The 24732-nt window shown below is 65.2% G+C and carries 20 protein-coding genes; 15 read left to right on the forward strand and 5 right to left on the reverse strand.

The window, feature by feature from the left end; all coding sequences use genetic code 11:
• Positions 1-4 precede the first annotated feature (4 nt).
• Genes XH80_RS43045 through XH80_RS43060 form a run of 4 tightly spaced genes read left to right on the forward strand, consistent with a single transcriptional unit; the run spans position 5 to position 4001 of the window.
• Positions 5-1141 (forward strand): NAD(P)/FAD-dependent oxidoreductase, encoded by a 1137-nt coding sequence (locus XH80_RS43045; RefSeq protein ID WP_271603851.1) that lies wholly within the window; start codon positions 5-7, stop codon positions 1139-1141.
• 27 nt (positions 1142-1168) lie between these two features.
• Positions 1169-1465 carry a (2Fe-2S)-binding protein gene (locus tag XH80_RS43050; RefSeq protein ID WP_057759242.1) on the forward strand — a complete coding sequence of 99 codons (297 nt, stop codon included), beginning with the start codon at positions 1169-1171 and terminating at the stop codon, positions 1463-1465.
• Entirely contained in the window at positions 1462-2880 is a 1419-nt protein-coding gene (locus XH80_RS43055; RefSeq protein WP_271603852.1) for a (2Fe-2S)-binding protein, read from the forward strand. Before XH80_RS43050 ends, XH80_RS43055 begins: the two co-directional genes overlap by 4 nt.
• Complete coding sequence (locus XH80_RS43060) at positions 2877-4001, forward strand: NAD(P)/FAD-dependent oxidoreductase (protein ID WP_271603853.1); 1125 nt, start codon at positions 2877-2879, stop codon at positions 3999-4001. The genes XH80_RS43055 and XH80_RS43060 overlap by 4 nt, the downstream gene beginning before the upstream one ends.
• Here the strand turns inward: XH80_RS43060 and XH80_RS43065 are convergent.
• Complete coding sequence (locus XH80_RS43065) at positions 3955-4938, reverse strand: LysR family transcriptional regulator (protein ID WP_333969085.1); 984 nt, start codon at positions 4936-4938, stop codon at positions 3955-3957. The two genes, XH80_RS43060 and XH80_RS43065, sit on opposite strands and share 47 nt — an antisense overlap.
• A gap of 117 nt (positions 4939-5055) precedes the next feature.
• Here XH80_RS43065 and XH80_RS43070 point away from each other — a divergent pair, with 117 nt between their 5' ends.
• The 4 genes from XH80_RS43070 to XH80_RS43085 all read left to right on the forward strand — a co-directional run bounded on the left by XH80_RS43070 (position 5056) and on the right by XH80_RS43085 (position 9894).
• On the forward strand, positions 5056-6414 hold the full coding sequence (locus tag XH80_RS43070; protein ID WP_271603855.1) for an MFS transporter: 1359 nt from the start codon (positions 5056-5058) through the stop codon (positions 6412-6414).
• Entirely contained in the window at positions 6411-6908 is a 498-nt protein-coding gene (locus XH80_RS43075) for a GAF domain-containing protein (RefSeq protein WP_271603856.1), read from the forward strand. Before XH80_RS43070 ends, XH80_RS43075 begins: the two co-directional genes overlap by 4 nt.
• 14 nt (positions 6909-6922) lie before the next feature.
• Positions 6923-8167: a metal-dependent hydrolase family protein gene (locus XH80_RS43080; protein ID WP_271603857.1), complete on the forward strand. Its 1245-nt coding sequence runs from the start codon at positions 6923-6925 to the stop codon at positions 8165-8167.
• Between the two features lie 134 nt (positions 8168-8301).
• Positions 8302-9894, forward strand: a complete 1593-nt coding sequence (locus tag XH80_RS43085; RefSeq protein WP_271603858.1) for an ABC-F family ATP-binding cassette domain-containing protein — start codon at positions 8302-8304, stop codon at positions 9892-9894.
• 248 nt (positions 9895-10142) lie between these two features.
• Here the strand turns inward: XH80_RS43085 and XH80_RS43090 are convergent, their stop codons facing one another.
• Positions 10143-11471 (reverse strand): dicarboxylate/amino acid:cation symporter, encoded by a 1329-nt coding sequence (locus tag XH80_RS43090; RefSeq protein WP_271603859.1) that lies wholly within the window; start codon positions 11469-11471, stop codon positions 10143-10145.
• A gap of 127 nt (positions 11472-11598) precedes the next feature.
• Between XH80_RS43090 and XH80_RS43095 the strand changes: the two genes are divergently transcribed.
• From XH80_RS43095 to XH80_RS43115, 5 genes are all read left to right on the forward strand, one after another.
• The gene (locus tag XH80_RS43095) at positions 11599-12933 is read left to right on the forward strand and encodes a solute carrier family 23 protein (protein ID WP_271603860.1); all 1335 of its coding nucleotides are present in this window, start codon (positions 11599-11601) and stop codon (positions 12931-12933) included.
• 73 nt (positions 12934-13006) lie between these two features.
• On the forward strand, positions 13007-13843 hold the full coding sequence (locus XH80_RS43100; RefSeq protein ID WP_271603861.1) for an SDR family oxidoreductase: 837 nt from the start codon (positions 13007-13009) through the stop codon (positions 13841-13843).
• Positions 13844-13907: 64 nt separating this feature from the next.
• Positions 13908-14729 (forward strand): NAD-dependent protein deacetylase, encoded by an 822-nt coding sequence (locus XH80_RS43105; protein ID WP_271603862.1) that lies wholly within the window; start codon positions 13908-13910, stop codon positions 14727-14729.
• 139 nt (positions 14730-14868) lie between these two features.
• Positions 14869-16953 (forward strand): hydantoinase/oxoprolinase family protein, encoded by a 2085-nt coding sequence (locus XH80_RS43110; RefSeq protein ID WP_271603863.1) that lies wholly within the window; start codon positions 14869-14871, stop codon positions 16951-16953.
• A gap of 2 nt (positions 16954-16955) precedes the next feature.
• Positions 16956-18614: a hydantoinase B/oxoprolinase family protein gene (locus XH80_RS43115; protein WP_271603864.1), complete on the forward strand. Its 1659-nt coding sequence runs from the start codon at positions 16956-16958 to the stop codon at positions 18612-18614.
• A 56-nt stretch (positions 18615-18670) separates the two neighbouring features.
• Here XH80_RS43115 and XH80_RS43120 read toward each other — a convergent pair whose 3' ends face one another.
• On the reverse strand, positions 18671-19315 hold the full coding sequence (locus XH80_RS43120; RefSeq protein WP_271603865.1) for a glutathione binding-like protein: 645 nt from the start codon (positions 19313-19315) through the stop codon (positions 18671-18673).
• Between the two features lie 107 nt (positions 19316-19422).
• Here XH80_RS43120 and XH80_RS43125 point away from each other — a divergent pair, with 107 nt between their 5' ends.
• Positions 19423-20103: a TetR/AcrR family transcriptional regulator gene (locus XH80_RS43125; protein ID WP_271603866.1), complete on the forward strand. Its 681-nt coding sequence runs from the start codon at positions 19423-19425 to the stop codon at positions 20101-20103.
• 75 nt (positions 20104-20178) lie between these two features.
• Here XH80_RS43125 and XH80_RS43130 read toward each other — a convergent pair whose 3' ends face one another.
• Both XH80_RS43130 and XH80_RS43135 read right to left on the reverse strand, forming a co-directional pair.
• Positions 20179-22146: a methyl-accepting chemotaxis protein gene (locus XH80_RS43130; RefSeq protein ID WP_271603867.1), complete on the reverse strand. Its 1968-nt coding sequence runs from the start codon at positions 22144-22146 to the stop codon at positions 20179-20181.
• 135 nt (positions 22147-22281) lie between these two features.
• Positions 22282-23199, reverse strand: coding sequence for a LysR family transcriptional regulator (locus tag XH80_RS43135; RefSeq protein WP_057759212.1), 918 nt, complete (start codon positions 23197-23199; stop codon positions 22282-22284).
• 125 nt (positions 23200-23324) lie between these two features.
• Between XH80_RS43135 and XH80_RS43140 the strand changes: the two genes are divergently transcribed.
• Positions 23325-24701 carry an MFS transporter gene (locus XH80_RS43140; protein WP_271603868.1) on the forward strand — a complete coding sequence of 459 codons (1377 nt, stop codon included), beginning with the start codon at positions 23325-23327 and terminating at the stop codon, positions 24699-24701.
• The last annotated feature ends 31 nt before the right edge of the window (positions 24702-24732 follow it).

Raw genomic sequence — 24732 nt, forward strand, 5'->3', positions numbered from 1 at the left:
ACCTATGCGAACTGAATACGACGTCGCCGTGGTCGGCGGCGGATTGCTCGGCTCCGCCATTGCCTGGGGCCTCGGAAGGCTCGGCAAGAGCGTGGCTGTGCTCGACGAAGGTGACATCACCAAGCGCGCTTCGCGTGCAAACTTTGCGTTGGTCTGGGTCCAGAGCAAGGGCCTCGGCATGCCCGCCTATACGGTCTGGACGGTGCAGGCCTCGCAGGCCTGGGGGCGGCTCGCGTCCGAGCTGAAGCAGCAGACCGGCCTCGATGTCGCGCTTCAGCAGAACGGCGGCTTTCACCTTACGCTCGGCGATGACGAGTTCGGCCAGCGCACCGAGCTCGTCAAGCGCATGCACAACCAGACCGGCGCGGCCGACTACAAGATGGAGATGCTGTCCGCATCCGAGGTGAAGAAGTGGCTGCCGCTGATCGGGCCAGAGGTCTCCGGCGGCAGCTATTGTCCGCTCGACGGCCACGTCAATTCGCTGCGGACGTTCCGCGCGTTCCATACCGGCTTCAAGGCCTTCGGCATCGCCTATTTTCCCGAACGTCCGGTCTCGGCGATAAGCAAGAGCGGCGGCGAATTCCGCCTGACCACGCCGCAGGGCGAGCTGCGCGCCGCCAAAATCGTGCTTGCCGCCGGGAATGCCAACCAGGCGCTGGCGCCGATGGTCGGCCTTTACGCGCCGATGGGCCCGACCCGCGGCCAGGTCGTGGTGACCGAGCGCACCATGCCGTTCCTGCCGCATCCGCTGACCACGATCCGCCAGACCGACGAGGGCACGGTGATGATCGGCGACAGCAAGGAGGACGAACTGGACGATCGTACGCTGAAGCCGTCGATCAGCGGCGTGATGGCCGATCGCGCGCAGCGCATGTTTCCGCATCTGTCCCGGCTCAACGTTGTCAGGAGCTGGTCCGGCATCCGCGTCATGCCGCAGGACGGCTTTCCGATCTACGACCAGTCGGAGACGCATCCCGGCGCCTTCGTCGCTTGCTGCCATTCCGGAGTGACGCTCGCCTCCAACCACGCTTTCGAGATCGCACGCATGGTCGCGCAGGGCGCGCTCGAGCCCGAGCTGGTCGGCGCGTTCTCGGCCAGCCGTTTTGGCGGCGCCGGCGCTGCGAACAACAGCGGCTATTAGAGATATTAAGGAGCCACGAGGCATCCCATGTTTAGACGATCCGAACAGGACAAACGTCCTCCAGTGCAGATCTTCGTCGACGGCGTTGCCGTCGCGGCGCGCGAGGGCGACACCGTTTCAGCAGCACTGCTGGCCTCCGGCCGGGACGCACGGCGCTCCACGGCAGTCAGCGGCGCGCCGCGTCTGCCTTACTGCATGATGGGCGTGTGCTTCGACTGCCTCGTCACCATCGACGGCGTCGGCAATCGCCAGGGCTGCCTCGTGCCAGTGGCCGAGGGCATGCAGATCGAGATCCAGAAGGGCAAGCGGGAGATCGGAAGATGAGCGTTGCTCCCAAGCGCGAAGACTACGATGTCGTGGTGGTCGGCGCCGGACCTGCGGGTCTTGCCGCCGCTGCCACAGCCGCAGAGGCAGGTCTCACGACGCTGCTGCTCGACGAGAATATCGGTCCCGGTGGCCAGGTGTTCCGCGCCATTTCGTCGACGCCGGTGACGGACCGTGGTCAGCTCGGTGCTGATTATTGGGTCGGTGCCGATCTCGTGCAGTCACTCCGCGCGAGCAAGGCCGAAGTCATCCATCGTGCCACCGTCTGGAGCCTCGACCGCAATCTCGATATCGCCGTCTCGATCGGCGGCGCCTCTGCGTTCATCAGGGCCAAACGCGTGATTCTGGCAACCGGCGCGCTGGAGCGGCCGTTCCCAATTCCTGGCTGGACCCTCCCGGGCGTGATGACCGCTGGCGCGGCACAGACCATGCTGAAATCGTCGGCCCTGGTGCCCGATGGTCGCACCGTGATCGCAGGGCAGGGCCCGCTGCTCTGGCTGCTGGCCGCCCAGCTCCTGCGTCTTGGCGGCCGCATCGATCGCATTCTCGACACCACCGGGCGCGGCAATTATTTCGCAGCGCTCCCGCACGCCTTCGCATTCCTCACCTCGCCCTATTTCGCCAAGGGCCTCTCGATGATGCGCGAGGTGAAGGCGAAGGTGCAGGTCGTCTCCGGCGTCACCGAGCTGGCTGCGGCTGGCGACGGCCAGCTCGCGAGCGTCAGCTACGTCGCCGGCGGCAAGCGCGAGACCATCCCTGCCGATCTGCTGCTGCTGCATCAGGGCGTCGTCCCCAACGTCAATCTGGCGATGGCGGCCGGTATCGAGCATCGCTGGGATGATCTGCAATTGTGCTGGTCGCCGGTGCTGGATGCGAACGGCAATTCTTCGGTCGCCGGCATCGCGATCGCTGGCGACGGGGCGGGTATCGGTGGTGCCAATGCGGCCGTGGTCCGTGGTCGTATTGCCGCGCGCGCTGCGATCGAAGCGCTGGCGCCTGCGGCTGCCGCCAAACTTGCGCCGGTGGCGACGCTCCGCGCCGATCTCGCCAGGGCCGAGCGCGGCCGCGTGTTCCTCGACACGCTGTTCCGTCCCGCGCCGCAGTTCCGCATTCCCTCAGGTGACACCATCGTCTGCCGTTGTGAGGAAGTGACGGCAAAGGATGTTCTGGATTCCGTGGCGATCGGCGCGACCGGGCCGAACCAGCTCAAGGCCTACCGCCGCACCGGCATGGGGCCGTGCCAGGGCCGGCTCTGCGGCCTCACGGTGACGGAGCTGATGGCGCAGGCTCGGGCCAAGACCCCGCAGGAGATCGGCTATTACCGCCTGCGCGCACCGGTGAAACCGATCACCCTTGCCGAGCTCGCCGCCGTCCCGAAAACGGAAGAGGACGTCAGGGCCGTGGTGCGCGGATGACCACATCAGTGGATGCGATCGTCATCGGCGGCGGCATCCACGGATGCTCGACGACGCTGCATCTGTGTCTCGCCGGCCTGAAGCCGGTGCTGATCGAGAAGGACTATGCCGGCCGCCACGCTTCAGGCGTCAACGCCGGTGGCGTCCGCCAGCTCGCGCGGCATATCCCCGAGATTCCGCTCTCGATCCGCTCGATGGGCATCTGGGAGAAGATCACCGATCTCCTCGACGATGATTGCAGCTTCGAAAGCTACGGCCAGGTGCTGGTCGCGGAGAACGAGGAGGAGCTCGCCGTTTGCCGTACACGCGTGGCTGAACTCAACACGCTCGGCTTTACCCATGAGGAGCTGATCGACGCGGTGGAGCTCCGGCGCCTTGTGCCCGCGGTGGCCGAGACCTGCCCCGGCGGCGTGGTGTCGCGCCGCGACGGTGCGGCCAACCCGGCGCAGACGACAACGGCGTTCCGGCGCAAGGCCGAGCAGCTCGGCGCGACCGTGCGCGAGGGCGTCGCCGCCAGCAATATCCGGCACCGTGACGGCCTCTGGCATGTCGACGTTGGCTCAGATAGCTACGCCGCGCCAGTGCTCGTCAATGCCGCCGGCGCCTGGGCCGGCAAGATCGCCGCCGATCTCGGCGAGCCGGTGCCGGTCGAGACCGTGGCGCCGATGCTGATGATCACCTCGCGCGTGCCGCACTTCATCGATCCCGTCGTGATCCTGCGTGGACGAAAACTCTCCTTCAAGCAATTCAAGAACGGCACCGTGCTGATCGGCGGCGGTCATCTGGCGACGGCCTACCAGGATCGCAACGAGACGGTGCTGGACTGGAAGAGCCTTGCAACCAGCGCGCAGACCGTGTTCGAGCTGTTCCCGGTGATGCGCAGCGCCACCATCGTGCGCGCCTGGGCCGGCATCGAGGCGAAGATGAAGGACGATATCCCCGTATTTGGGCCGAGCAGCCGGCACAAGGGACTCTATCACCAGTTCGGCTTCTCGCTGCATGGCTTCCAGCTCGGGCCCGGCGCCGGCGCCGTGATGGCGGAGCTGATCGTGGGCGGCGGCACCCAGACTCGCATCAGCGATCTCGGCATCGAGCGTTTCCATGCTTCGGCCGTCCGTTGAGGCGCTGCTTCGCCCATTCCGACTTGGCAAACATTCCGACCAGGGTCTCGCGCAGCCAGCGCTGCGCAGGCACGGTGTCGTTGCGCTGGTGCCAGAACAGGCTGACGATCCGCGCCGGCGCCTTGAGCGGCAGCGGCATCGCATGCAGGAACGGCGCGTGACGCGACTGCGAACGCAGATCGCTCGGCAGCACGGCGATCAGATCGGTCTGGCGCACGATTTCATAGGCGGCGCTGTAATGATTGACGGTCGCGACCAAATTGCGCGACAGCCCGCGCGAGGCCAGGAAGAGATCGTAGGTCGGCGCTCGCTTGCCGGCCAGGGTCACGTCGACATGCCCGGCGTTCAGGAAGGCGCGCGTGCTCAGACGCTTCCGGGCCGCGAGCGGGTGGCCGCGCCGCATGAAGCAGGCATAGTCGACGGTCCAGAGCGAGCGTGAGCGAATCGCCGTCGGCTGCTGCGCTTCGTTGACATAAACGCTCAGCACGCAATCGACCCGATTGCCCTCGAGCTGATCGGCGATCTCCAGGATGGTGTTGGGCACGGTGTGGACCCGCGTCTTGGGCGCGATCTCGCCGAGATGGTTCAACAAATTCGGCATCACCAGCGAGGCGACGTAGTCCGACATCGACAGGGTGAACTCGGTCTGGGCGCGAGCCGGATCGAACACCTGCTCGTCGAGCGCGCTGCGGACGCTTTCCAGGGCCTCGCCGATCGGCTCCCAGAGAACGACGGCGCGCTGGGTCGGACGGATCCCGGTGCCGGACCGTACGAACAGCGGATCGCCGAGCGCATCGCGCAGGCGTGCGAGCGCGTTGCTGACGGCGGGCTGGGTCATCGTCAACGCGCTCGCCGCGCGCGTGACGCTGCCCTCGGTCATCAATGCCTCGAAGACTTTCAGCAGGTTGAGGTCGAGCGCGCGGAAGGACACGGATATTCACCACAGTGATGTACTAGATCATCATTATAAATTATGACGATAACGTCATTCTGTCTATGATTTCGTCCCGAACGACAAGCGGGTGCCGGCCCGCGGGGATCGAGGGGGATATTCATGTCGATGATATCGGCGCGCATCGAGCGCCTTCCGTTTGCACGCTTCCACACGCATCTGTTGCTGATGGGTGGGCTCGGCTACATGTTCGACGCGATGGACGCGGCGGTGCTGGCCTTCATCCTGCCGGTGCTGCGCACGGCGTGGAATCTGTCGAGCGTCCAGATCGGCGTGCTCGGCAGCAGCACCTATATCGGCTTCCTGTTCGGCGCCCTGTTCGCCGGCACGCTCGGTGATCTCATCGGGCGCCGCGCCGTGATGATGTCGGCACTGGCGCTGTATTGCGCAGCATCGATCGTCAGCGCGATGGTCGATACCTGGCCGGCCTTCTTCGCAGCCCGCATCGTCGCCGGCATGGGCACGGGCGCGGAGAGCGCGATCATCGCGCCCTATCTTGCGGAGTTCGTGGCGCGACGTTACCGCGGCGCCTTCACCGGGGCGCTCGCCGGCTTCTTCTCCTTCGGCTTCGTGGCCGCGGCCTTGCTCGGCTACTTCATCGTTCCCTCCTACGACAATGGCTGGCGTATCGTGCTTGTGATCACGGCGGTGCCGGTCGTCATGCTGCTGTGGTGGCGGCGCGCTCTGCCGGAATCGCCGCGCTGGCTCGAGAGCCGGGGACGGGAGAAGGAAGCCGAGACCGTGCTTGATCGCATCGAGGCTGTCTTTGCGCGCGAGGGCCGTGTGTTGCCGCCGCCGGTGGTCGAAGTCGTCCCTCCCGCCGGCACCGGTGGAACGCTGCTTGCCAATTTCGCAGCGCTTCTGGCGGCGCGCCAGGCGCGCATCACCATCATGACCTGGATCATGTGGCTTGCGATCACCTTCAGCTATTATTCCTTCTTCGTCTGGATCCCCGGCCTCCTGGTCCAGAATGGCATGAGCATCACCAAGAGCTTTGGCTATTCGATCGCGATCTATTGCGCGCAGATTCCCGGCTATTTCAGCGCCGCGTATTTCAACGAGCGGATCGGCCGGCAGGCGACCATTGCGACCTATATGGTCCTCGGCGGCGTCAGCGCGCTCGGCCTTGCCTTCGCGCAGACGGATCAGCACATCATACTGGCGGGAATTCTGCTGTCGCTGTTCATGAACGGCACCTATGCCGGTGTTTATGCCTACACCGCCGAAGTGTTTCCGACCCCGATCAGGACCACCGGCGCCGGGCTTGCTTCCGCCATCGGCCGCATCGGCGCGATCGTCTCGCCGATCCTGGTCGGCTACCTCTATCCCAATTTCGGCTTCGCCGGCGTGTTCGGCGTCACCACCACGGTGCTGCTGTTAGGGGCGGTCACCGTCGTCTTGATGGGCGTGCCGACGCGCGGTCGCTCGCTCGAAGAGATCGCCGCAGGTGAAACAGCATGAGGCCGACCAGGCGCCCGGCCGATCCGCTGCTCTGCGCCGTGGCAGCGGCGCAGGACAGGGCGGATCAACCGGGCGCGATCTTTGCGGCGCTGGACGAAGCCCTGAAGTCGGCGATCGGGCACAAGCTGTTCACGATCCTGACCTATGACGGCGCGACCTTCGAAGCCGCGCGGGTCTATTCCAATCTGCCGGGTCCGTACCCCACCGGCGGTCGCAAGCGCCTCGCGCCGGGACCGTGGACCGAAGCCGTGCTCGATTCCGGCGAGGCCTATATCGGCCGGACGCAGGACGATCTGCGCACCGTGTTCCCCGACCACGAGCTGATCGCCTCGCTTGGCTGCGCCAGCGTGCTCAACATGCCGGTGCGCTGGCGCGGCCGCACGCTCGGCTCGCTCAACCTGCTTCACGAAGCCGGCTGGTATGACAAGGACGACGTGGCCGCGTGTCTTCCGTTCGCCCAACTCGCGCTGCCGGCGCTGCTTTTGATGGCCTGATAGAGGAAACCTCCATGCCCAGCACTCTTTTCAAGAACGCCGCGCTGCTTGATCCGCTCCGGCCCGAGTTGCTGACCGGCCATGACGTTCTGGTCGAGGATGCCATGATCAAGGAGGTCTCGGACCGGCCGATCCAGGCCACCGCAGATCGAACGATCGATCTCAAGGGCAGGACGTTGATGCCCGGCCTGATCGACCTGCACGTCCATACCATCGCGATCGAGCTCAACCTGGCGGCACAGGCAAAAATGCCGAATGTCCTGGTGACGCTGCGTTCGACGCTGATTCTCAAGGGCATGCTGCGGCGAGGTTTCACGACCGTCCGCGATGCCGGTGGCGCCGGCCACGCGATGAAGCAGGCCATCGAGACCGGCCTGACCGATGGTCCGCGCCTGTTCGTCTCGGGCCGTGCGCTGAGTCAGACAGGCGGCCATGGCGACGGCCGGGCCCGCTCGGACTATCTGGCCAGCGATTCCGTCTGTCCCTGCTGCGTGCGGGTCGGCGCGCTGGCGCGGGTTGCCGACGGTGTCGACGGCGTGCGCAAGGCGGTGCGCGAGGAGCTGCAGATGGGCGCCGACCAGATCAAGATCATGGCGTCCGGCGGCGTGGCCTCTCCGACCGATCCGGTCGGCGCCTTCGGCTACTCCGAGGACGAGATCCGCGCCATCGTTGACGAAGCGCAGGGTCGGCAGACCTATGTGCTCGCCCATGCCTATACGGCTCCAGCGATTGCGCGCGCGGTCCGCTGCGGCGTCCGCACCATCGAGCACGGCAATCTGGTCGACGATCAGACCGCTCGCCTGATGGCCGAGAAGGGCGCTTACGTGGTGCCGACGCTGATCACCTATGAAGCGCTCGCCAATGAGGGCGCAAAGTTCGGCCTGCCGCCGGAGAGCGTCGCCAAGATCGCCGACGTCCGCGATTCCGGCCTGCGCTCGCTCGAGATCTATCGCAAGGCCGGGGTGAAGATGGGATACGGCAGCGACCTGCTCGGCCCGTCGCAACGCCTCCAGAGCGAAGAGTTCCGCATCCGTGCCGAAATCCAGGGGGCGCGCGAGGTCATCGCCAGCGCGACCGTAATCGGGGCCGAGGTGCTCGGCATGGAGGGTAAGCTCGGCCGGATCGTGCCCGACGCGCTTGCGGATCTGCTCGTGGTCGACGGCAATCCGTTGCGTGATGTCGGCTGCTTGCTCGGTCAGGGCGAGCACATCCCGCTGGTGATGAAAGCGGGCAAGGTTCAGTTCGACAGGCTGGCGTAGCCGCTGGCTTCGCGACGGCATGCCTTGATCTTGCCACCCGGCCGAATTATGAGCGAGGCTCTCATCAAGGATGTCAGCAGCCATGGATTTCACCCCGACCGCAACGCCGATCCGCATTGCTCACGGGGAATTCCATGCCTGCTTCCATCATCCTGTCGAACCTGTCGCTGTCCACGCCTGACGGCCGCTCGCTCCTCTCCAACATCGATCTGATCTTCGGCGCGGAACGCGCCGGCCTTGTCGGCCGCAACGGCGTCGGCAAGACAACGCTGCTCGCCGCAGTCACGGGCGAGCACGTCCCGCAGGCGGGACGCATGGTCGTCAACGGCACCGTTGGCCTCTTGCGGCAGGACGCCCAGCTGCGCGGCGGCATGCGGGTCGTCGACCTCTTTGGCGCGCGAGAGTCTCTCGACTTGCTTCGCCGGGTGGAGCGTGGCGAGGCGTCCGCCGAGGATGTCGCCGAGGTCGACTGGGCGCTCGAGACGCGGCTCGCATCCGCCCTGGCGCGCGTCGGCTTCGATATCGCGCCCGATACGGAGCTGGACCGTTTGTCGGGCGGGCAGATCACGCGCGTTCGTCTCGCCGCGCTGCTGTTCACCGCGCCGGATTTCATCCTGCTGGACGAACCCACCAATAATCTCGATCGGGACGGGCGCCGTGCCGTGATCGATCTGCTTGCCGCCTGGCGCGGCGGCGCGATCGTCGTCAGCCATGACCGGGCACTGCTCGAGACCATGGACGCCATCGTCGAGCTGACCTCGCTCGGCGCGACCCGCTATGGCGGCAATTGGAGTAGCTATCGCGCGCAAAAGGCCGTCGAGCTTGCGGCCGTCAGGCACGACCTCGCGCATGCCGAGAAGCATTTGTCCGAGATCGACGGCAAGGCGCAGGAGGCGGCCGAACGCAAGGCGCGCAAGGACAGCGGTGGCAAGAGGAAGCGCGCCAAGGGCGACATGCCACGAATCCTTGCAGGCGCGCGCAAGGATCGCAGCGAGGACAGCGGCGGCAGGGCCGCAGAGATCGCCGAGCGGCGGCGCGCGGAGGCTCGGGATGCGCTCGACACCGCCCGCCGGCGCATCGAGATCCTTCAGCCGCTGACTGTAAAGCTACCGTCGACCCGGCTCCCGGCGGGGCGGGAGGTGGTTTGGCTTGATCGTGTTCGCGCAGGCTATCAGCCGGAACGGCCGATCCTGCGCGATCTATCGCTTGCCATCGTCGGGCCGGAGCGCGTCGCGATTGTCGGGCCCAACGGCTCCGGCAAGACGACGCTGTTGAAGCTCATCGCCGGTGAGCTACGCCCTGTCGCGGGCACCGTGCGCGTGAGGCCGGACTTCGCGCTGTTCGACCAGAAGGTCAGCCTGCTCGATCCCGCGATCTCGATTCTCGACAATTTTGGGCGTCTCAATCCGCGGGCCGGTGCGAATGAATGCCACGCCGCGCTGGCGCGTTTCATGTTTCGCGCAGATGCGGCCTTGCAATGCGTCGGCAGTCTGAGCGGCGGCCAGCTGTTTCGCGCCGGCCTTGCCTGCGTGCTCGGCGGGGCGACGCCGCCGTCGCTGCTGATCCTGGACGAGCCGACCAATCACCTCGACCTTGAATCGATCGAAGCCGTCGAGGCGGGCCTCCGCGCCTATGACGGCGCGCTGCTCGTGGTCAGTCACGATGAGGCGTTCCTGGGAGCCATCGGGATCACACGCCGGCTCGATCTGACCGGTTGTCCCGACTGACGGAACAATGATACCGGCTCGCGGCCGGCGGAGCTGACCGATGCGGCCGATGCAAGCTTTGACAGCCAGATCGCGTGATAATTTTCAAAAACCCGACGCTCTGCCCCCAGCGCGTCGGGTGGAATGGATGAGTATCAATCCGTGATCCCAACATCTTTGTTGTGACTCCGGTCCTACGAATTTTCTACTCCGGGAAACTACCGCAACGGAACCAGGCGGCGTCTGCCTTCGATCTTCGCTTTGCGGCTCTACGCGCTGCCGCCTGGCTCCAGCGCTTCGCCGATCTCCAGTGGATGCGCCATGGTCTCGTGCAGCGCCTGGCGATCGAGCTCGCCTTCCGAGATGCTGATGACGACGCAGGCGACGCCGTTGCCGATCAGATTGGTCAGCGCGCGGCATTCACTCATGAACTTGTCGATGCCGACCAGGATCGCGATCGACTGGATCGGGATGTCGGGCACGATCGACAGCGTCGCGGCGAGCGTGATGAAGCCTGCGCCGGTTACCCCGGATGCTCCTTTCGAAGTGATCATCGCGATACCGAGAATGCCGAGCTCCTGCCAGATCGTCAGATGCGTGTTGGTCGCCTGCGCCAGGAACAGCGTCGCCAGCGTCATATAGATGTTGGTGCCGTCGAGGTTGAAGCTGTAGCCGGTCGGGATCACGAGGCCGACCACCGAGCGCGAGGCGCCGAGATGCTCCATCTTCTGGATCATCTGCGGCAGCACCGTCTCCGACGAGGAGGTGCCGAGCACGATCAGGAGCTCGTCCTTGATATAGGCAATGAAGCGAATGATGGAGAAGCCGGCAAGCCGTGCGATCGCACCCAGCACGATCAGCACGAACAGGATGCTGGTGAGATAGAACGTGCCGATCAGGGCGGCGAGGTTGAGCAGCGAGCCAAGGCCGTAGGCGCCGACGGTGAACGCCATCGCGCCGAATGCGCCGATCGGCGCCACGCGCACGATGATGCGGATGATACCGAAGAACATCTTCGCGGCCTTGTCGATTGCCTCCGCGATCGGCTCGCCTGATTTGCCGAGGAAGGCGATGGCGAATCCGGAGAGGATCGAGACCAGCAGCACCTGCAAGAGGTCGCCGCGCGCGATCGCGCCCACATAGCTGTCGGGAATGATCGCCATCAGATGGGCGACGATGCCGTCTTCGTGCGCCTTGGACACATAGGTCGCGACCGATTTCGGATCGATGGTGGCGGGATCGATGTTGAAGCCGTGCCCGGGCTGGAGAATCTCGCCCACCAAAAGACCGATGGCGAGCGCAACGGTCGAGACAGTCTCGAAATAGATCAGCGATTTCAGTCCGACCCGGCCCACGCGCTTGAGGTCGCCCATCGAGGAGATGCCATGCACCACGGTGCAGAAGATGACGGGCGCGATCATCATCTTGATCAGCGCGATGAAGGCGTCGCCGAGCGGCTTCAGCGCTTTGCCAAGGTCCGGATAGAAATAGCCGATCAGGACCCCGAGCACGATCGCGATCAGCACCTGGACGTAGAGGATCCTGTACCAGGGCTGGTGCCGGCGGTGGACGGCTGGCTGGATCGCGATCTGTGTCATAAAGTTCAATCCCGGAACACATTGATCGTGCATGACTTACATCATGTGATGATCGCCGCTCGAGCAACAATCACATTTTTGTCTGTTAGCACGAACATCAATCGCTGCACCGCACTTTGGGGGGGACATGCCGAACGCATTGGGCGCGGACGAGCGATCGCAGGACCGTCTTTCACAAGGCTATTTTCCGCGTTGGAAGCTGAAGACCTCGGGCGTGATCATGCCGGAGGAGCGGTTGTCGTGGGGGCAAACCATCGTCTCCGGTCTCCAGCATTGCGTCGCCATGTCGGGCGCGACGATCATCGCGCCGTTGCTGATGGGGTTCGACCCCAATGTTGCTGTGTTGTTCTCCGGCATCGGCACCCTGATCTTCTTCGTCATCGTCGCGGGGCGCGTGCCGAGCTATCTCGGCTCGAGCTTCGCGTTCATCGCCGTCGTCCTCGCCGCCACCGGCTATGCCGGGCACGGACCGAATCCGAACATCTCAATTGCGCTCGGCGGCATCGTCGGCGCCGGCGTGCTCTACGGCGTGATCGCACTGATCGTGATATGGTCGGGCATCGGCTGGGTCGAGCGTCTGATGCCGCCGGCGGTCACCGGCGCCGTGGTCGCCGCGATCGGCCTCAACCTCGCGCCCGTGGCGGTGAAGGCGGTGAGCGCGAACGCGTTCGAGACCTGGATCGGGCTTGCGACCGTTCTGATCATCGGCGTGGTTGCGGTGGCCACGCCCGGCCTGTGGCGCCGCCTGCCGATCATCCTGGGGGCGATCGGCGGATATCTCTTGTACCTGCTGTTTGCGAACGGTCTTGGCTTCGGCAAGCCGATCGACTTCACGCAGCTCTCGGCCGCGCCGTGGTTCGGCCTGCCGAATTTCACCACGCCGACCTTTCAGGCCGACGCCATCTTCCTGATCGCGCCGGTTGCGGTCATCCTCGTCGCCGAAAATCTCGGGCACATCAAGGCCGTCGGAGCCATGACGGGCCGCAGCCTCGATGCCTATCTCGGCCGCGCTTTGCTTGCCGACAGCCTCGCAACGATCGTGGCGGCCTGCGGCGGCGGCACCGGCGTCACCACCTATGCCGAGAATATCGGCGTGATGGCGGCGACGAAGGTCTATTCGACCCTGCTGTTTGCTTTCGCCGCCACCGTATCGGTCCTGCTCGGCTTCTCGCCGAAATTCGGCGCGCTGATCCTGTCGATCCCCGGGCCCGTCATCGGCGGCCTTTCGATCGTGCTGTTCGGATTGATCGCGGCGATGGCGGGCCGGATCTGGGTCGAGAACAAGGTTGACTTTGCCAATCCGGCGAATTTGATCACCGTCGCGGTGGCGCTGACGGCGGGAGCCGGCGATCTCACGCTCAAATTCGGTGCATTCACGATCGGCGGAATCGGCACCGCGACCTTTGGTGCGATCATCCTGTATCAGATCCTGACCTCGCCGATCGCGCGCCGCGCGGAATGAATCCCAGCGATGTGCCAACAGGGTGGAACAAAATCTCGGTTCCATCCATGATGAGGCATCCCGGAGAATGCACATGCCACAGACCGATCTCTCAACTGTCTTTCCCTCACGCCTCGTCGGCCAATACGCGCTGGTGACGGGCGCTCCGCAGGGCATCGGGCGTGCCGTCGCCATTCGCCTCGCCCAGGAAGGTGCGACGGTCGCCATCAACTATATCGGTCCCCCCGAGAAGGCTGAGGAGACGCTTGCGCTCGCGCGCACGGCTTCGAGCGACCGTGGCCACGGCAGGCTCGATCATTTCATCATTCACGCCGATATTGGGGTCGAAAAAGACATCGCCGCAATGTTCGAAACCATCCTGGCGCGCTGGAAGCGCCTCGACTGTCTCGTCAACAATGCCGGCTTTCAGCAGGAATCGCCGAGCGAGGCGCTCGACATCGAAGCCTATCGCCGCATCATCGACGTCAATCTCAACGGCGCCGTGCTCTGCGCGCAAAAGGCGCTGGCGCATTTCGTTGCCCGCGGCGGAGGCGGCTGCATCATCAACTGCTCGAGCGTCCACCAGATCATCCCAAAGCCTGGCTATCTCGCTTATTCGATCAGCAAAGGCGGCATGGCCAATCTGACCCGCACGCTGGCGCTGGAGTTTGCCGGCCGCGGCATTCGCGTCAATGCGGTCGGCCCCGGCGCAATCGACACGCCGATCAACGCCGCCTGGACCGGCGACGCCGAAAAGCGCGGCGCGGTCGTCAGCCACATTCCGCTCGGCCGCGTCGGCACGCCGGAAGAGATGGCTGCGGTATTCGCCTTCCTGGCCTCGGATGACGCCAGCTACATCACCGGGCAGACCATCTATGCGTGCGGCGGCCTCACGCTGTTTCCCGAATTCAGGGACAACTGGTCGAGCTGAGATGAGCGGCCGCCGGCCAAAGCGTGATCTGGCAAAATGTCGCGGCGCAGACTACATCTGCGCCATGACAAACACTCCGCTGGCAGACTCTCGGCTCCAGGATTTCGTCGGCCGGCACGAAAAACTGTTCGTGCTGACCGGCGCCGGCTGCAGCACCGATTCGGGCATCCCTGATTACCGCGACAGAAATGGCAGCTGGAAGCGGACCCAGCCGGTCAATTTCCAGGCCTTCATGTCGGAAGGGCACACGCGCCAGCGTTACTGGGCGCGCAGCCTGATCGGCTGGCGGCGATTCGGACAAGCGAGGCCGAACGATGCGCATCATGCGCTGGCCCGGCTCGAGGCGAGCGGGCGCTGCGAGATGCTGCTGACGCAGAATGTCGACAGGCTGCATCAATCCGCGGGCCACCGGCAGGTGATCGATTTGCACGGGCGGCTCGATCTGGTCCGCTGCATGGGCTGCGGGGCCAAGACGCCGCGCAACGAATTCCAGGAGGCGCTTGGCCGCGCCAATGCCGAATGGCTGACGCTCGATGCCGCGGACGCGCCCGACGGCGACGCCGATCTGGAGCAGGCGGATTTCTCATCATTCAAGGTGCCGGCTTGCGAGGCCTGCGGCGGCATCCTCAAGCCCGACGTGGTGTTCTTCGGCGAGAACGTCCCCCGCGACGTTGTCGCCACCGCGCAGGATCATCTGGCGCAGGCGGATGCCATGCTGGTCGTCGGCTCGTCGCTGATGGTCTATTCCGGCTTTCGCTTTGTGAAGGCTGCCGCAGAGCGACAGATCCCGATCGCTGCGGTCAATCTCGGGCGCACCCGTGCCGATGATCTCCTGACGCTCAAGGTCGAGGAGCGTTGCGAAGCGGCGCTTGCATTCCTGCTCTGATGTGATGCCGGGTGACGTCTTGCCTATTGCATAGGTGCCAAGCAGAATAGCCAGGTACAGCGTTTTCGTTGTGCTCGATGGCACGGAAATTGCTGCTTTTTCGCCCTCAGTTCTTGACGATCAGCCGGAGAATTTTGGAATGCTTGAAGGAGCCGAGGTGCGGCTTGCCGTGGATATTGGCGGCACGTTCACCGACATCGTGCTTGACGTGGGCGAGGTGCGCAAGACCCGCAAGGTGCTGACCACGCCGCAGCGTCCAGAGCAGGCAGTGCTGGACGGCATGCGCCTCATTCTCGCCGACGCGCGTGCGCATATCAGCGACATCGACGTCTTCATCCACGGCACGACGCTGGCGACCAACGCCATCATCGAGCGGCGTGGCGCCAAAACGGCCCTGATCGCCACCGAAGGTTTTCGCGACGTGCTGGATATCGGCACCGAGAGCCGTTACGACCAGTACGATCTCAGCATCGACAAGCCGAAGCCGCTGACGCCGCGCAGCCTTCGCTTCACCGTGCCCGAGCGCATCGATGCGCACGGTGCCGTTCGCCTCGCGCTCGACGAGGTTGCTGTACGCGCACTCGTACCGAAATTGCGCGAATTGAAGGTCGAGAGTGTCGCGATCGCGTTTCTGCATTCCTATGCCAATCCCGACCATGAGCGCCGCGCAGCCGCGATCATCGGTGAGGAGATGCCGGGCATTTCGGTGACGGTGTCCTCGGCCGTGTGCCCGGAGATCCGCGAGTATGAGCGAACCTCAACCGCTGTTGCGAATGCCTATGTGCAGCCGCTGATCGACGGCTATCTCGCCCGCATGGCCGACGCATTGCAGGTCGAGCAATTCCGCGGCGCCATCTATCTCGTCACCTCAGGTGGCGGCGTTACCTCGATCGAGACGGCGCGACGCTTTCCGGTGCGGCTCGTCGAATCCGGTCCTGCCGGCGGCGCGATCTTCGCGGCGCAGATTGCTGCGCGTCTTGGCGAAAGCAAGGTGCTGTCCTTCGACATGGGCGGCACCACGGCAAAGATCTGTCTGATCGAAAAGTACCAGCCCGAGACCTCGCGCGTGTTCGAGGTCGATCGCGCCGCGCGCTTCCTGAAAGGCTCGGGCCTGCCGGTGCGCATTCCCGTGATCGAGATGGTCGAGATCGGCGCCGGCGGCGGCTCGATCGCGCATGTCGACGCGATGAAGCGCGTCACTGTCGGCCCGGAGAGTGCGTCTTCCGAACCGGGCCCTGCCTGCTACGGCCGTGGCGGTCAGCGGCCGGCCGTGACCGATGCGGACGTTGCGCTCGGCATGATCGATCCTGATGCGTTTGCTGGCGGCACGATCAAGCTTGACCCGGAGCTTTCAAAGAAGGCCCTGCTGAGCAGCGTCGGCGAAGCGCTGGGCCTGTCGGCGGAGACCGCAGCCTATGCGGTGCACGAGGTGGTCTGCGAGAACATGGCCAGCGCGGCGCGCGTGCATGCCGTCGAGCGCGGCGAGATCGTCGGCCAGCACACGCTGATTGCTTTCGGCGGCGCTGCTCCGCTGCATGCGGCGCGCGTTGCCGAGAAGATCGGTGTTTCCCGCGTGATCGTGCCGTCGAATGCCGGCGTCGGTTCTGCCGTTGGCTTCCTCGCCGCGCCCATCGCCTATGAGCTGGTACGCAGCCGTCACGTCCGCCTCGATGATTTCGACACCAAGGCCGTCTCCGATCTCTTGCAGGAGATGGTGACCGAGGCGCGCGCACTGGTCGAGCCCGGTGCGGCCGGTGCGCCGGTGCGCGAACGCCGCGCGGCCTTCATGCGTTATGTCGGCCAGGGCCACGAGATCACCGTCGAGCTGCCGAACCGGCCGCTGACGTCGGCCGATCTCGGCAGCCTGCGCCAGAAATTCGAGGCGGACTATTCCGCGATGTTCGAGCGCCCGATCCCGGGCGCGGCGATCGAGGTGCTGAGCTGGTCGGTGCTCGCCACGACGGAGGCGCGCAATCCGCCCACCGTCGCGGCCGTGACGCGCAAGCCGGCGGGCAAAGCGTCCGGCAGCCGGAAATTCTTTGACGGAAGGGCGGGCGAGGTGGTCGAGATCCCGCTCTATCGCCGCGAGGACATGGCGCCCGGCGCGACCATTGCCGGCCCCGCCGTGATCGCGGAGGATGAGACCTCTACTTTTGTGTCGACCAGTTTTGATGCCCATATCGACGGTGCCGGCAGCATCGTCATGGAACGGAAGGCGGCCTGATCATGAGCAAGGCAAACGGCGCGAGCCTGATCGACCTTCAGATCATGTGGCACCGGCTGATCGCCGTGGTCGAGGAGCAGGCGCAGGTGCTGCTGCGCACCGCCTTCAGCCCGATCGTGCGCGAATGCGGCGATCTCTCCGCCGGCGTGTTCGACCTCAAGGGGCGGATGCTGGCGCAAGCGGTGACCGGCACGCCGGGCCACGTCAACTCGATGGCGGAATCGGTCAAGCACTTCATCAGCCATTTCCCGCTCCAGACGATGAAGCAGGGCGATGCCTACATCACCAACGACCCCTGGATGGGTACCGGCCACCTCAACGATTTCGTCGTCACCACGCCCTGCTTCAAGGACGGCAAGATCGTCGCGCTGTTCTCCTGCACCAGCCATCTCATGGACATCGGCGGCATCGGCTTCGGCCCTGATGCCACCGACGTGTTCATGGAGGGGCTCTACATCCCCATGCTGAAGCTCATCGACCAGGGCGTCGTCAACGAGACGCTGATGGCGATGATCCGCGCCAACACGCGCCTGCCCATCGATACCGAAGGCGACACCTATTCGCTCGCCGGCTGCAACGATGTCGGCTGCGAACGCCTGGTCGAGATGATGACCGAATTCGGCATCGATACGCTCGACGCGCTCGGCGACTATATCTGCGACCGCTCGCGCGAGGCCGTGCTCGCCGAGATCGCCAAACTGCCGAAGGGCAGCTGGCGCAACAGCATGGTGGTCGACGGCTATGATGCGCCGGTGAAGCTGGCGGCGACGCTGACGATCTCGGATCAAGGCATCCACGTCGATTTCGACGGCACCTCGGCCGCGTCGAAATTCGGCATCAACGTGCCACTGTCCTACACCACGGCCTACACCGTGTTCGGCCTCGGCTGCGTCGTCGCCGCGCAGATCCCGAACAATGCCGGCTCGCTCTCGCCGCTGACGGTGTCGGCACCCGCGGGGGCGATCCTCAATGCGCCCAAGCCCGCGCCGGTCGCCTCGCGCCACATCATCGGGCAGATGCTGCCCGACGTCGTGTTCGGCTGCCTGCGCCAGATCATTCCCGAGCGGGTGCCCGCCGAAGGCACCTCCTGCCTGTGGAATCTCAACGTCCGCGGCCAGACGCGCAGCGGCGTCGGCGGCAATTACGGATTCTCGATGGCGGTGACCTCAAACGGCGGCACCGGTGCGCGCTTTGCGAAGGATGGGCTGTCGGCGACCGCCTATCCGAGCGGCGTGCGCGGCACGCCGGTCGAAATCGCGGAGACGCAGACGCCGCTGATCTTCTGGCGGAAGGAGCTGCGCCCGGATTCCGGCGGGGCAGGGCGCACCCGCGGCGGCCTCGGCCAGATCATCGAGGTCGGCAGCGGCGTCGATGCGCCGTTCGATATCCTGGCGGCGTTTGACCGCATCGATCATCCGCCGCGCGGCCGCGATGGCGGCAAGAACGGCGAGGCCGGCTATGTCGGCCTCAAGTCCGGCAAGAAGCTGCGTGGCAAGGGCTTTCAGCAGGTGCCACCGGACGACCGCCTGGTGGTGCACACGCCCGGCGGCGCCGGCATCGGCGATCCCACGGTGCGCGATCGAATGGCCGTGAAAGACGACGTCGAGAGCGGTCTCGTGTCGTCAGATAATGCGGTCGCAGTGTATGGCTACGCGGAGTGAACCGCTGAAAGAGTCCGTCCCGGCCTCGCCGGCCGGGACGATGCCTTTGGCCTGACTTACGCCGCCGCCTTCTTCCGGGCCAGCTCGGCCTTGTACAGCTCGAATTCCTCCGCGATCGCTTTCGCGATCGACGGCCGTTGGCGCAAGCGTTCGTAATAGGCCTTCACGTTCGGCCATTTCGCGAGCTCGATCGGCGGCGTCGCCATGGTCCAGTTGATGACCGTGACCAGGTAGGCATCGGCCACGCTGAAATGGTCGAGCAGGTAATCCCGACCCTTGAGGTAGTTGTCGAGATAGTCGAGCCGCGACAGGTTCCTCTCCAGCACATAGGCCTTGGCCTCCTGCGGCGCCTTGCGGTCGAGCACGGGGATGAACAGGCCCTTGTGCAGCTCGGTGCCGATGAAGCAGAGCCATTGATGCAGCCGGGTGCGCTCGATACCTGCCGTGGCGCCAAGACCGGATCGCGGAAAGCGGTCGGCGACATATTGCAGGATCGCCGCATTCTCGGTCAGCACCACGCCCTCGTCGGTACGGAGCGTCGGCACCAGACCGATCGGATTGACCGCTCGGAAGTCGGAGCCGTCGTTCAGCACTGTCTTGGTCGGGGGATCGACTTCGAGATAATTCGCATCAGCGCCGGCTTCATAGAGGGCGACGCGCGTCGCCATGGAGCAGGCGAGCGGCGAGAAATAAAGATCCATGATGGGCCTCCTTGGGCAAATCCTCTTGTGGGTGTCGCTCAACCTGGCCAGATTGATTTTTGTACCATCTTGCATAATATGAGGCGGGTCAAGGATTAATTTGCGAAATGGTACAAAAATCGAAGCCGCCAGCTGCTGCCAAAGAACCCCAGCGCCGCGGCGAACCGAAGCGCCGCGGCGAACCCAAGCGCCGCGGCCGGCCGCGCGCCTATGAACCCGAGATCGCCCTCGGCAAGGCGCTCGATCTGTTTCGCAAGCAAGGCTTTGCCGCGACCTCGCTCGACGACCTCAGCGCAGCCACCGGCATGAACCGGCCGAGCCTTTACGGCGCCTTCGGCGACAAGCGCGAGCTCTACATCAAGAGCTACCAGCGCTACCGCGAGGACGCCCGCGCCTCGATGGTCGAGATCTTTCGCCAGGAGATGCCGGTGCGCCAGCGGCTGGAACGCATCTATGCCGCCGCGTTGAACATCTATCTTTCCGGCGAGACCGGGCCGCGCGGCTGCTTCACGGTCGTGACGGCAGCCTCCGAAGCGGTCAGTGATCCCGAAATTCGCGCCATGGTGCTGGAGGGACTTGCCGATCTCGACAAAGCTTTTGCAAGCTGCTTCCGCCGCGCCAAGGAAAAGGGCGAGCTGCCGGAGAGCGCTGATCCGGCCGTGCTGGCGCAACTCGCCTCCGCCACCATCCACACCATCGCCATCCGCTCCCGTGCGCGCGTGCCGCGCAAGGAGCTGGAGGAAATCGTCAAAGGCGCGATTGACGTGATGGTGGGGGCTAACCCCTAACCGTCGTCCCTGCCTGGTGCGCAATTGCGCACCAGGCCGGGCGACGCCGAGTTTGTAGCACGATCCTGCCTTTAACTACGCCGCGCGAATCTGGGCGAGGAAGCGATCCACCTCATCGCGCAGCCGCTGCGACTGTTTCGACAGCTCGACGGCCGAGACCAGCACCTCTTCCGCGGCTGTGCCAGTCGCTGCGATGCCGTCGGTGACGCCGGCGATGTTCTGCGAGACCTCGCCGGTGCGGGCGGCGGCCTGCTGAACGTTCTGCGCGATCTCCTGCGTCGCCGTGCCCTGCTGGCCGACGGCGGCCGCAATTGCCGCGGAGATTTCATCGACTTGCTGAATCGTGGCGCAGATCGACTGGATGCCTTCGACCGCACCTGACGTCTCGCCCTGGACGGCTGTCACCTGTGCGCCGATCTCTTCCGTTGCCTTTGCGGTCTGGGTCGCGAGCGCCTTGACCTCGGAGGCGACCACGGCAAAGCCGCGGCCGGCTTCGCCCGCGCGCGCCGCCTCGATCGTCGCGTTCAGTGCCAAGAGATTGGTCTGCCCGGCGATGCCGTTGATGAAAGAAACGACGTCGCCGATTTTCTGCGCGGCATCGGCGAGGCTCTGCACGCGCGCATTCGACGCTTGGCCGTCGCTCGCAGCCTTGCCCACCACCTCGGTCGCATGCGCGAGCCGCCGGCTGATCTCGGTCATCGACGAGGACAATTCTTCCGCGGCAGCCGCAACCGTCTGCACGTTCTCGGAGGCGAGCGCCGAAGCCGACGACACCGCGCGGGTCTGATTGCGCGACTGCTCGACGATGGCAGACATCGAGCGCGCGGTGTGTTCCATCTCGACGGCGGCCGAGGAGACCGTGGTGACGACGTCGCGGATGCTGGCCTCGAAATTGTCGGCGAGCGCGGCGAAGGCGCGCCGTTTCTCCGCCTCGGATTGTGCTTTGGCCTCGAGCTGGCCGGCCTGGAGCCTGCTGAAGTTGATGGCATTGTCGCGGAACACCGCCACCGCCTTCACCATCGCGCCGACCTCATCATTGGCCTTGCTTTCGGGGATGGCGACGTCGAGATGGCCGTCGGCAAGCTCGCGCATCACTGATGTGATCGACAGAATCGGCCGCGAGATCCCGCGGGCGATGAGGTAGCCGACGATGGCGGCGAGCACGAGTCCGAGCACGGCGATGCCGATCGCAAGCATCCAGGCGCGGTCGGCGGAAGCCACGTAATCGGCGTTGTCCATCACCAGCTCGACGGCGCCGAGCGGTTTTCCCGAGAAGTCCTTGATCGGCCCGAGCAGCGCCGCGACCGGCCTGGTGTCGAGCTTCGACTGCCGTACCGCAAAATCGCCCCCGGTGGCGCGGCGGTAATCTGCGGCATCGAAGAAGTTCTGGCCCTTCAGCGTTCCGCCGAACAGCTTGAAGCCCGCGCCATCGGCAAGGTGGAAAGCGATGTCGACATGGCGGTTGGCCTTGAAATCGTCGAGAAAGGACTGGCCGAAGCTCAGGCCGAATTCCACCGAGCCGAGATGCTTGCCCGCTTGCGCGATCGGCACCACGCCGCGGATGCCGAGCCCGGCGACCCCGCCTTCGAGTCCGACGATGACTTTGCGCTCCTGATTGGCGTCGACGACGGTCTTGCGGAAGCTCGAGAGGTCGTCGCCGAACTTCGCCGGCTGGTGCACGCGCAGGAAGGAGGTCGCGGGCGGCGTATGGAACTGGAACTGCTCGACGCCGTACTCGGACTTGGTCGCTGCGAACACCGGCCCGAACAGGCGCATCAGGGCGTCGCGATCCTGCTTGGCCATCGCCTCCTGCGTCGCCGGCATCGCGGCCACCACCGTGCTCATGGCGGCGGCGCGGCGGGACTCTTCGGCGATCCGCGACAGCAGCGCATCATAATGGCTGCGCAATTCGCGCTGGTCGGCGCGGTCGATGATCCCCGCGATGATCCACATGGCGCCGAGCACGGCAATCAGCGCCGTCGCCGCCGCCGTCACCGCCAGCGCAACCGTGATCCGCATCCTGAGGCCGAGGTTCGCTCGCATGTCCGACTCGTTCGCTGCGCATTGACTGACAACGCGTATCAATCTCTCGCTAAAAGAGGGTGAACGGGATACCGGCGATGCGGGTGGGGGACGGCCAAGGCCAATCGGTCAACATAACGGCGTCGTCCCGCCGCGCTACGTCTCGCGCGCGAGCGCCGGCGCCGCTGCCGCGGCGTCCCGGAAGGCGTCGCGCAGGGAGCCCAGCAGCGTCTGTACGCGGGCGAGGTTGGAGCGCGTCGCCGGGACGAGCGCCTTGACCCAGAGATCGGGGACCTGCAGCTCCGGGAGCAGCTCGACCAGCGCGCCGGACTTGAGCCGATCCGCCACAGCGGTGCGCGAGGCGATCGCGATGCCGCTGCCCGCGCACAGGCTGTCGATGACGAGCGCGCCGTTATTGGTGACGAGATGCGGCCGGACCGTCACCGTCGTCACGCCGTTGCGCCCCTCGAAAGTCCAGGAGGGCCCGATCGGCGAAAACACGATGCAATCGTGATTGACGAGGTCGCGCGCGTGTCGGGGCTGGCCGCGCCGTGCCAGATAAGAGGGCGCGGCGCACAGTACGCGTTCGAACACATGCAGGGGCTCCTCGAGCACCCCGTCGAAGGATGACGGCATCATGGTGAGAACGATGTCGAAGCCTTCCTCGACCGGGTTCACCGTGCGGTCCACCAGCACCGCGTCGAGCGTCACGCGCGGATATCTGATCTGAAACGACGACAGCAATTGCGCGAGGTTGATCACCATCGGCGAGGCCGGCGCCTTGATGCGCAACTGGCCCTCGAGCTCGTTTGGCGATCGCATGATGCCCTTCGCCATCTCGTCGTAATCGCGCACGATCTGCCTGATGACGTCGAGATAGCGCTCGCCGATCTCTGTGAGCGCGAGGCGCCGCGTGCTCCGCCGCAGCAGCGTGGTCTTCAGCGACCATTCCAATTGTCCGACCCGCTTGGTGATGACGGATGGCGCCACCCCCAGCTGCCGGCCGGCCTCGGAGAAACTGCCGGTTCGGGCCGTTGCCAAAAACGCCTTCATATTCAAAAGGCTATCGGCCATTTAATCCAATCCGGAAAAGATGATCGCGCGAAATAGCTTATTCTCCCCCATTCCCGAAGGAAATAGGCTTCCTCCGCTACCACAAGCCGTCACACCAAAACGAACGGCAACTGGGAGGAATGAGCATGAGTGCATCTGACATCATCGATGTCACCGATGTCATCGAGCGCCAGCGCCGCAATGGCCTGGTCCTGACAGTCCTGATCCTGTCGACGACGATGATGTTCCTGGACGGTTACGACCTCCAGGCCATGGCCTTCGCCGCGCCATCGATCATCCGCGCCTGGGGCGTCGAGCGGGCTGCGCTCGGAATAGTCTTCAGCGCCGGCATTTTCGGCATCCTCGTCGGCGGCCTCGTATTCGGATCGCTCGGCGACCGCATCGGCCGTCGCCTGTCGATCGTGGCCTCGATGCTGGTGTTCGGCGGCTTCACGCTGGCGACGGTGTGGGCGAGCGACATCACGAGCCTGATCGTGCTTCGCTTCCTCGCCGGCATCGGCATCGGCGGATTGTCGCCGCTATGCTACGCGCTCAACCTCGAATATGCGCCGAGCCGATATCGCGGCACGGCGGTCGCGATCATCATGGTCGGTTATGTCGCGGGCAGCAGCATCGGCGGCTTCATCGCTGCCGGTCTCGTGCCGCAGTTCGGCTGGACCATCGTGTTCTGGATCGGCGGCGTGCTGCCGCTGCTGGGGGCCGCGCTGTGCTATTTTGCGCTTCCGGAATCGATCAAGTTCCTCGTGGTGCGCAATCGCGAGCCCGCGGAGATCGCGCGTATCCTCAACCGGATCGAGCCCGGCCTTCAGGCGCAGGCGACGACGCGCTTCGTGCTGCGCGATGAAGCGTCCGCCGGCAGCGCCGGCATGGGACCCCTGTCGCAACTCGCCTCGCTGTTCGACGGGCGGCTGGCGATCATCACGCCGTTCCTGTGGGTGGCCTATATCGCAAGCTCGATCACGATGTTCTTCCTCAACAGCTGGACGCCGATCCTGGCCGAGGCATCCGGGCACACGCCCGCGCAGGCTGCCATGGGCCTGACCGTGTTCAGCCTGGGAGGCGCCGTCGGCGGCCTCACCATCGGCCGGGTGCTCGATCGTTTCGGCGTCATCGCCATTGCGATCGTGCCGCTGATTGCCTGCCCGCTGGTTGCTTCGCTTGGCTGGGCCGGTCTTGGTGACAGCACCTACCTTGGGACGATGGCGTGTGTCGGATTCTTCGTCGTGGGCGGCCATCAGGGCCTGAACAGCTCGGTCGGCCAGTTCTATTCCAGCGCCAACCGCACGACGGCCGTGGGCTGGGCGCTGTCGGTCGCCAAGATCGGCTCGATCAGCGGACCGCTGGTTGCCGGCATCCTGATCGCACAGCATCTGCCGTTCTCGAACCTGTTCCTGCTGGCCGCTCTGCCGCCGCTGGTGGTGGCGGCCTGCGTCCTGGTGCTGGGAATTTCGCAGCGCAAGCACCTGGCGGCGCGGAAGATCGATCAGACGGCCGCGGCCTAGCCGCGTCCGGACGAAGTCATGGAGCTTGAGA

The sequence above is a fragment of the Bradyrhizobium sp. CCBAU 45384 genome (assembly GCF_028128665.1).
Lineage (GTDB): Bacteria > Pseudomonadota > Alphaproteobacteria > Rhizobiales > Xanthobacteraceae > Bradyrhizobium > Bradyrhizobium manausense.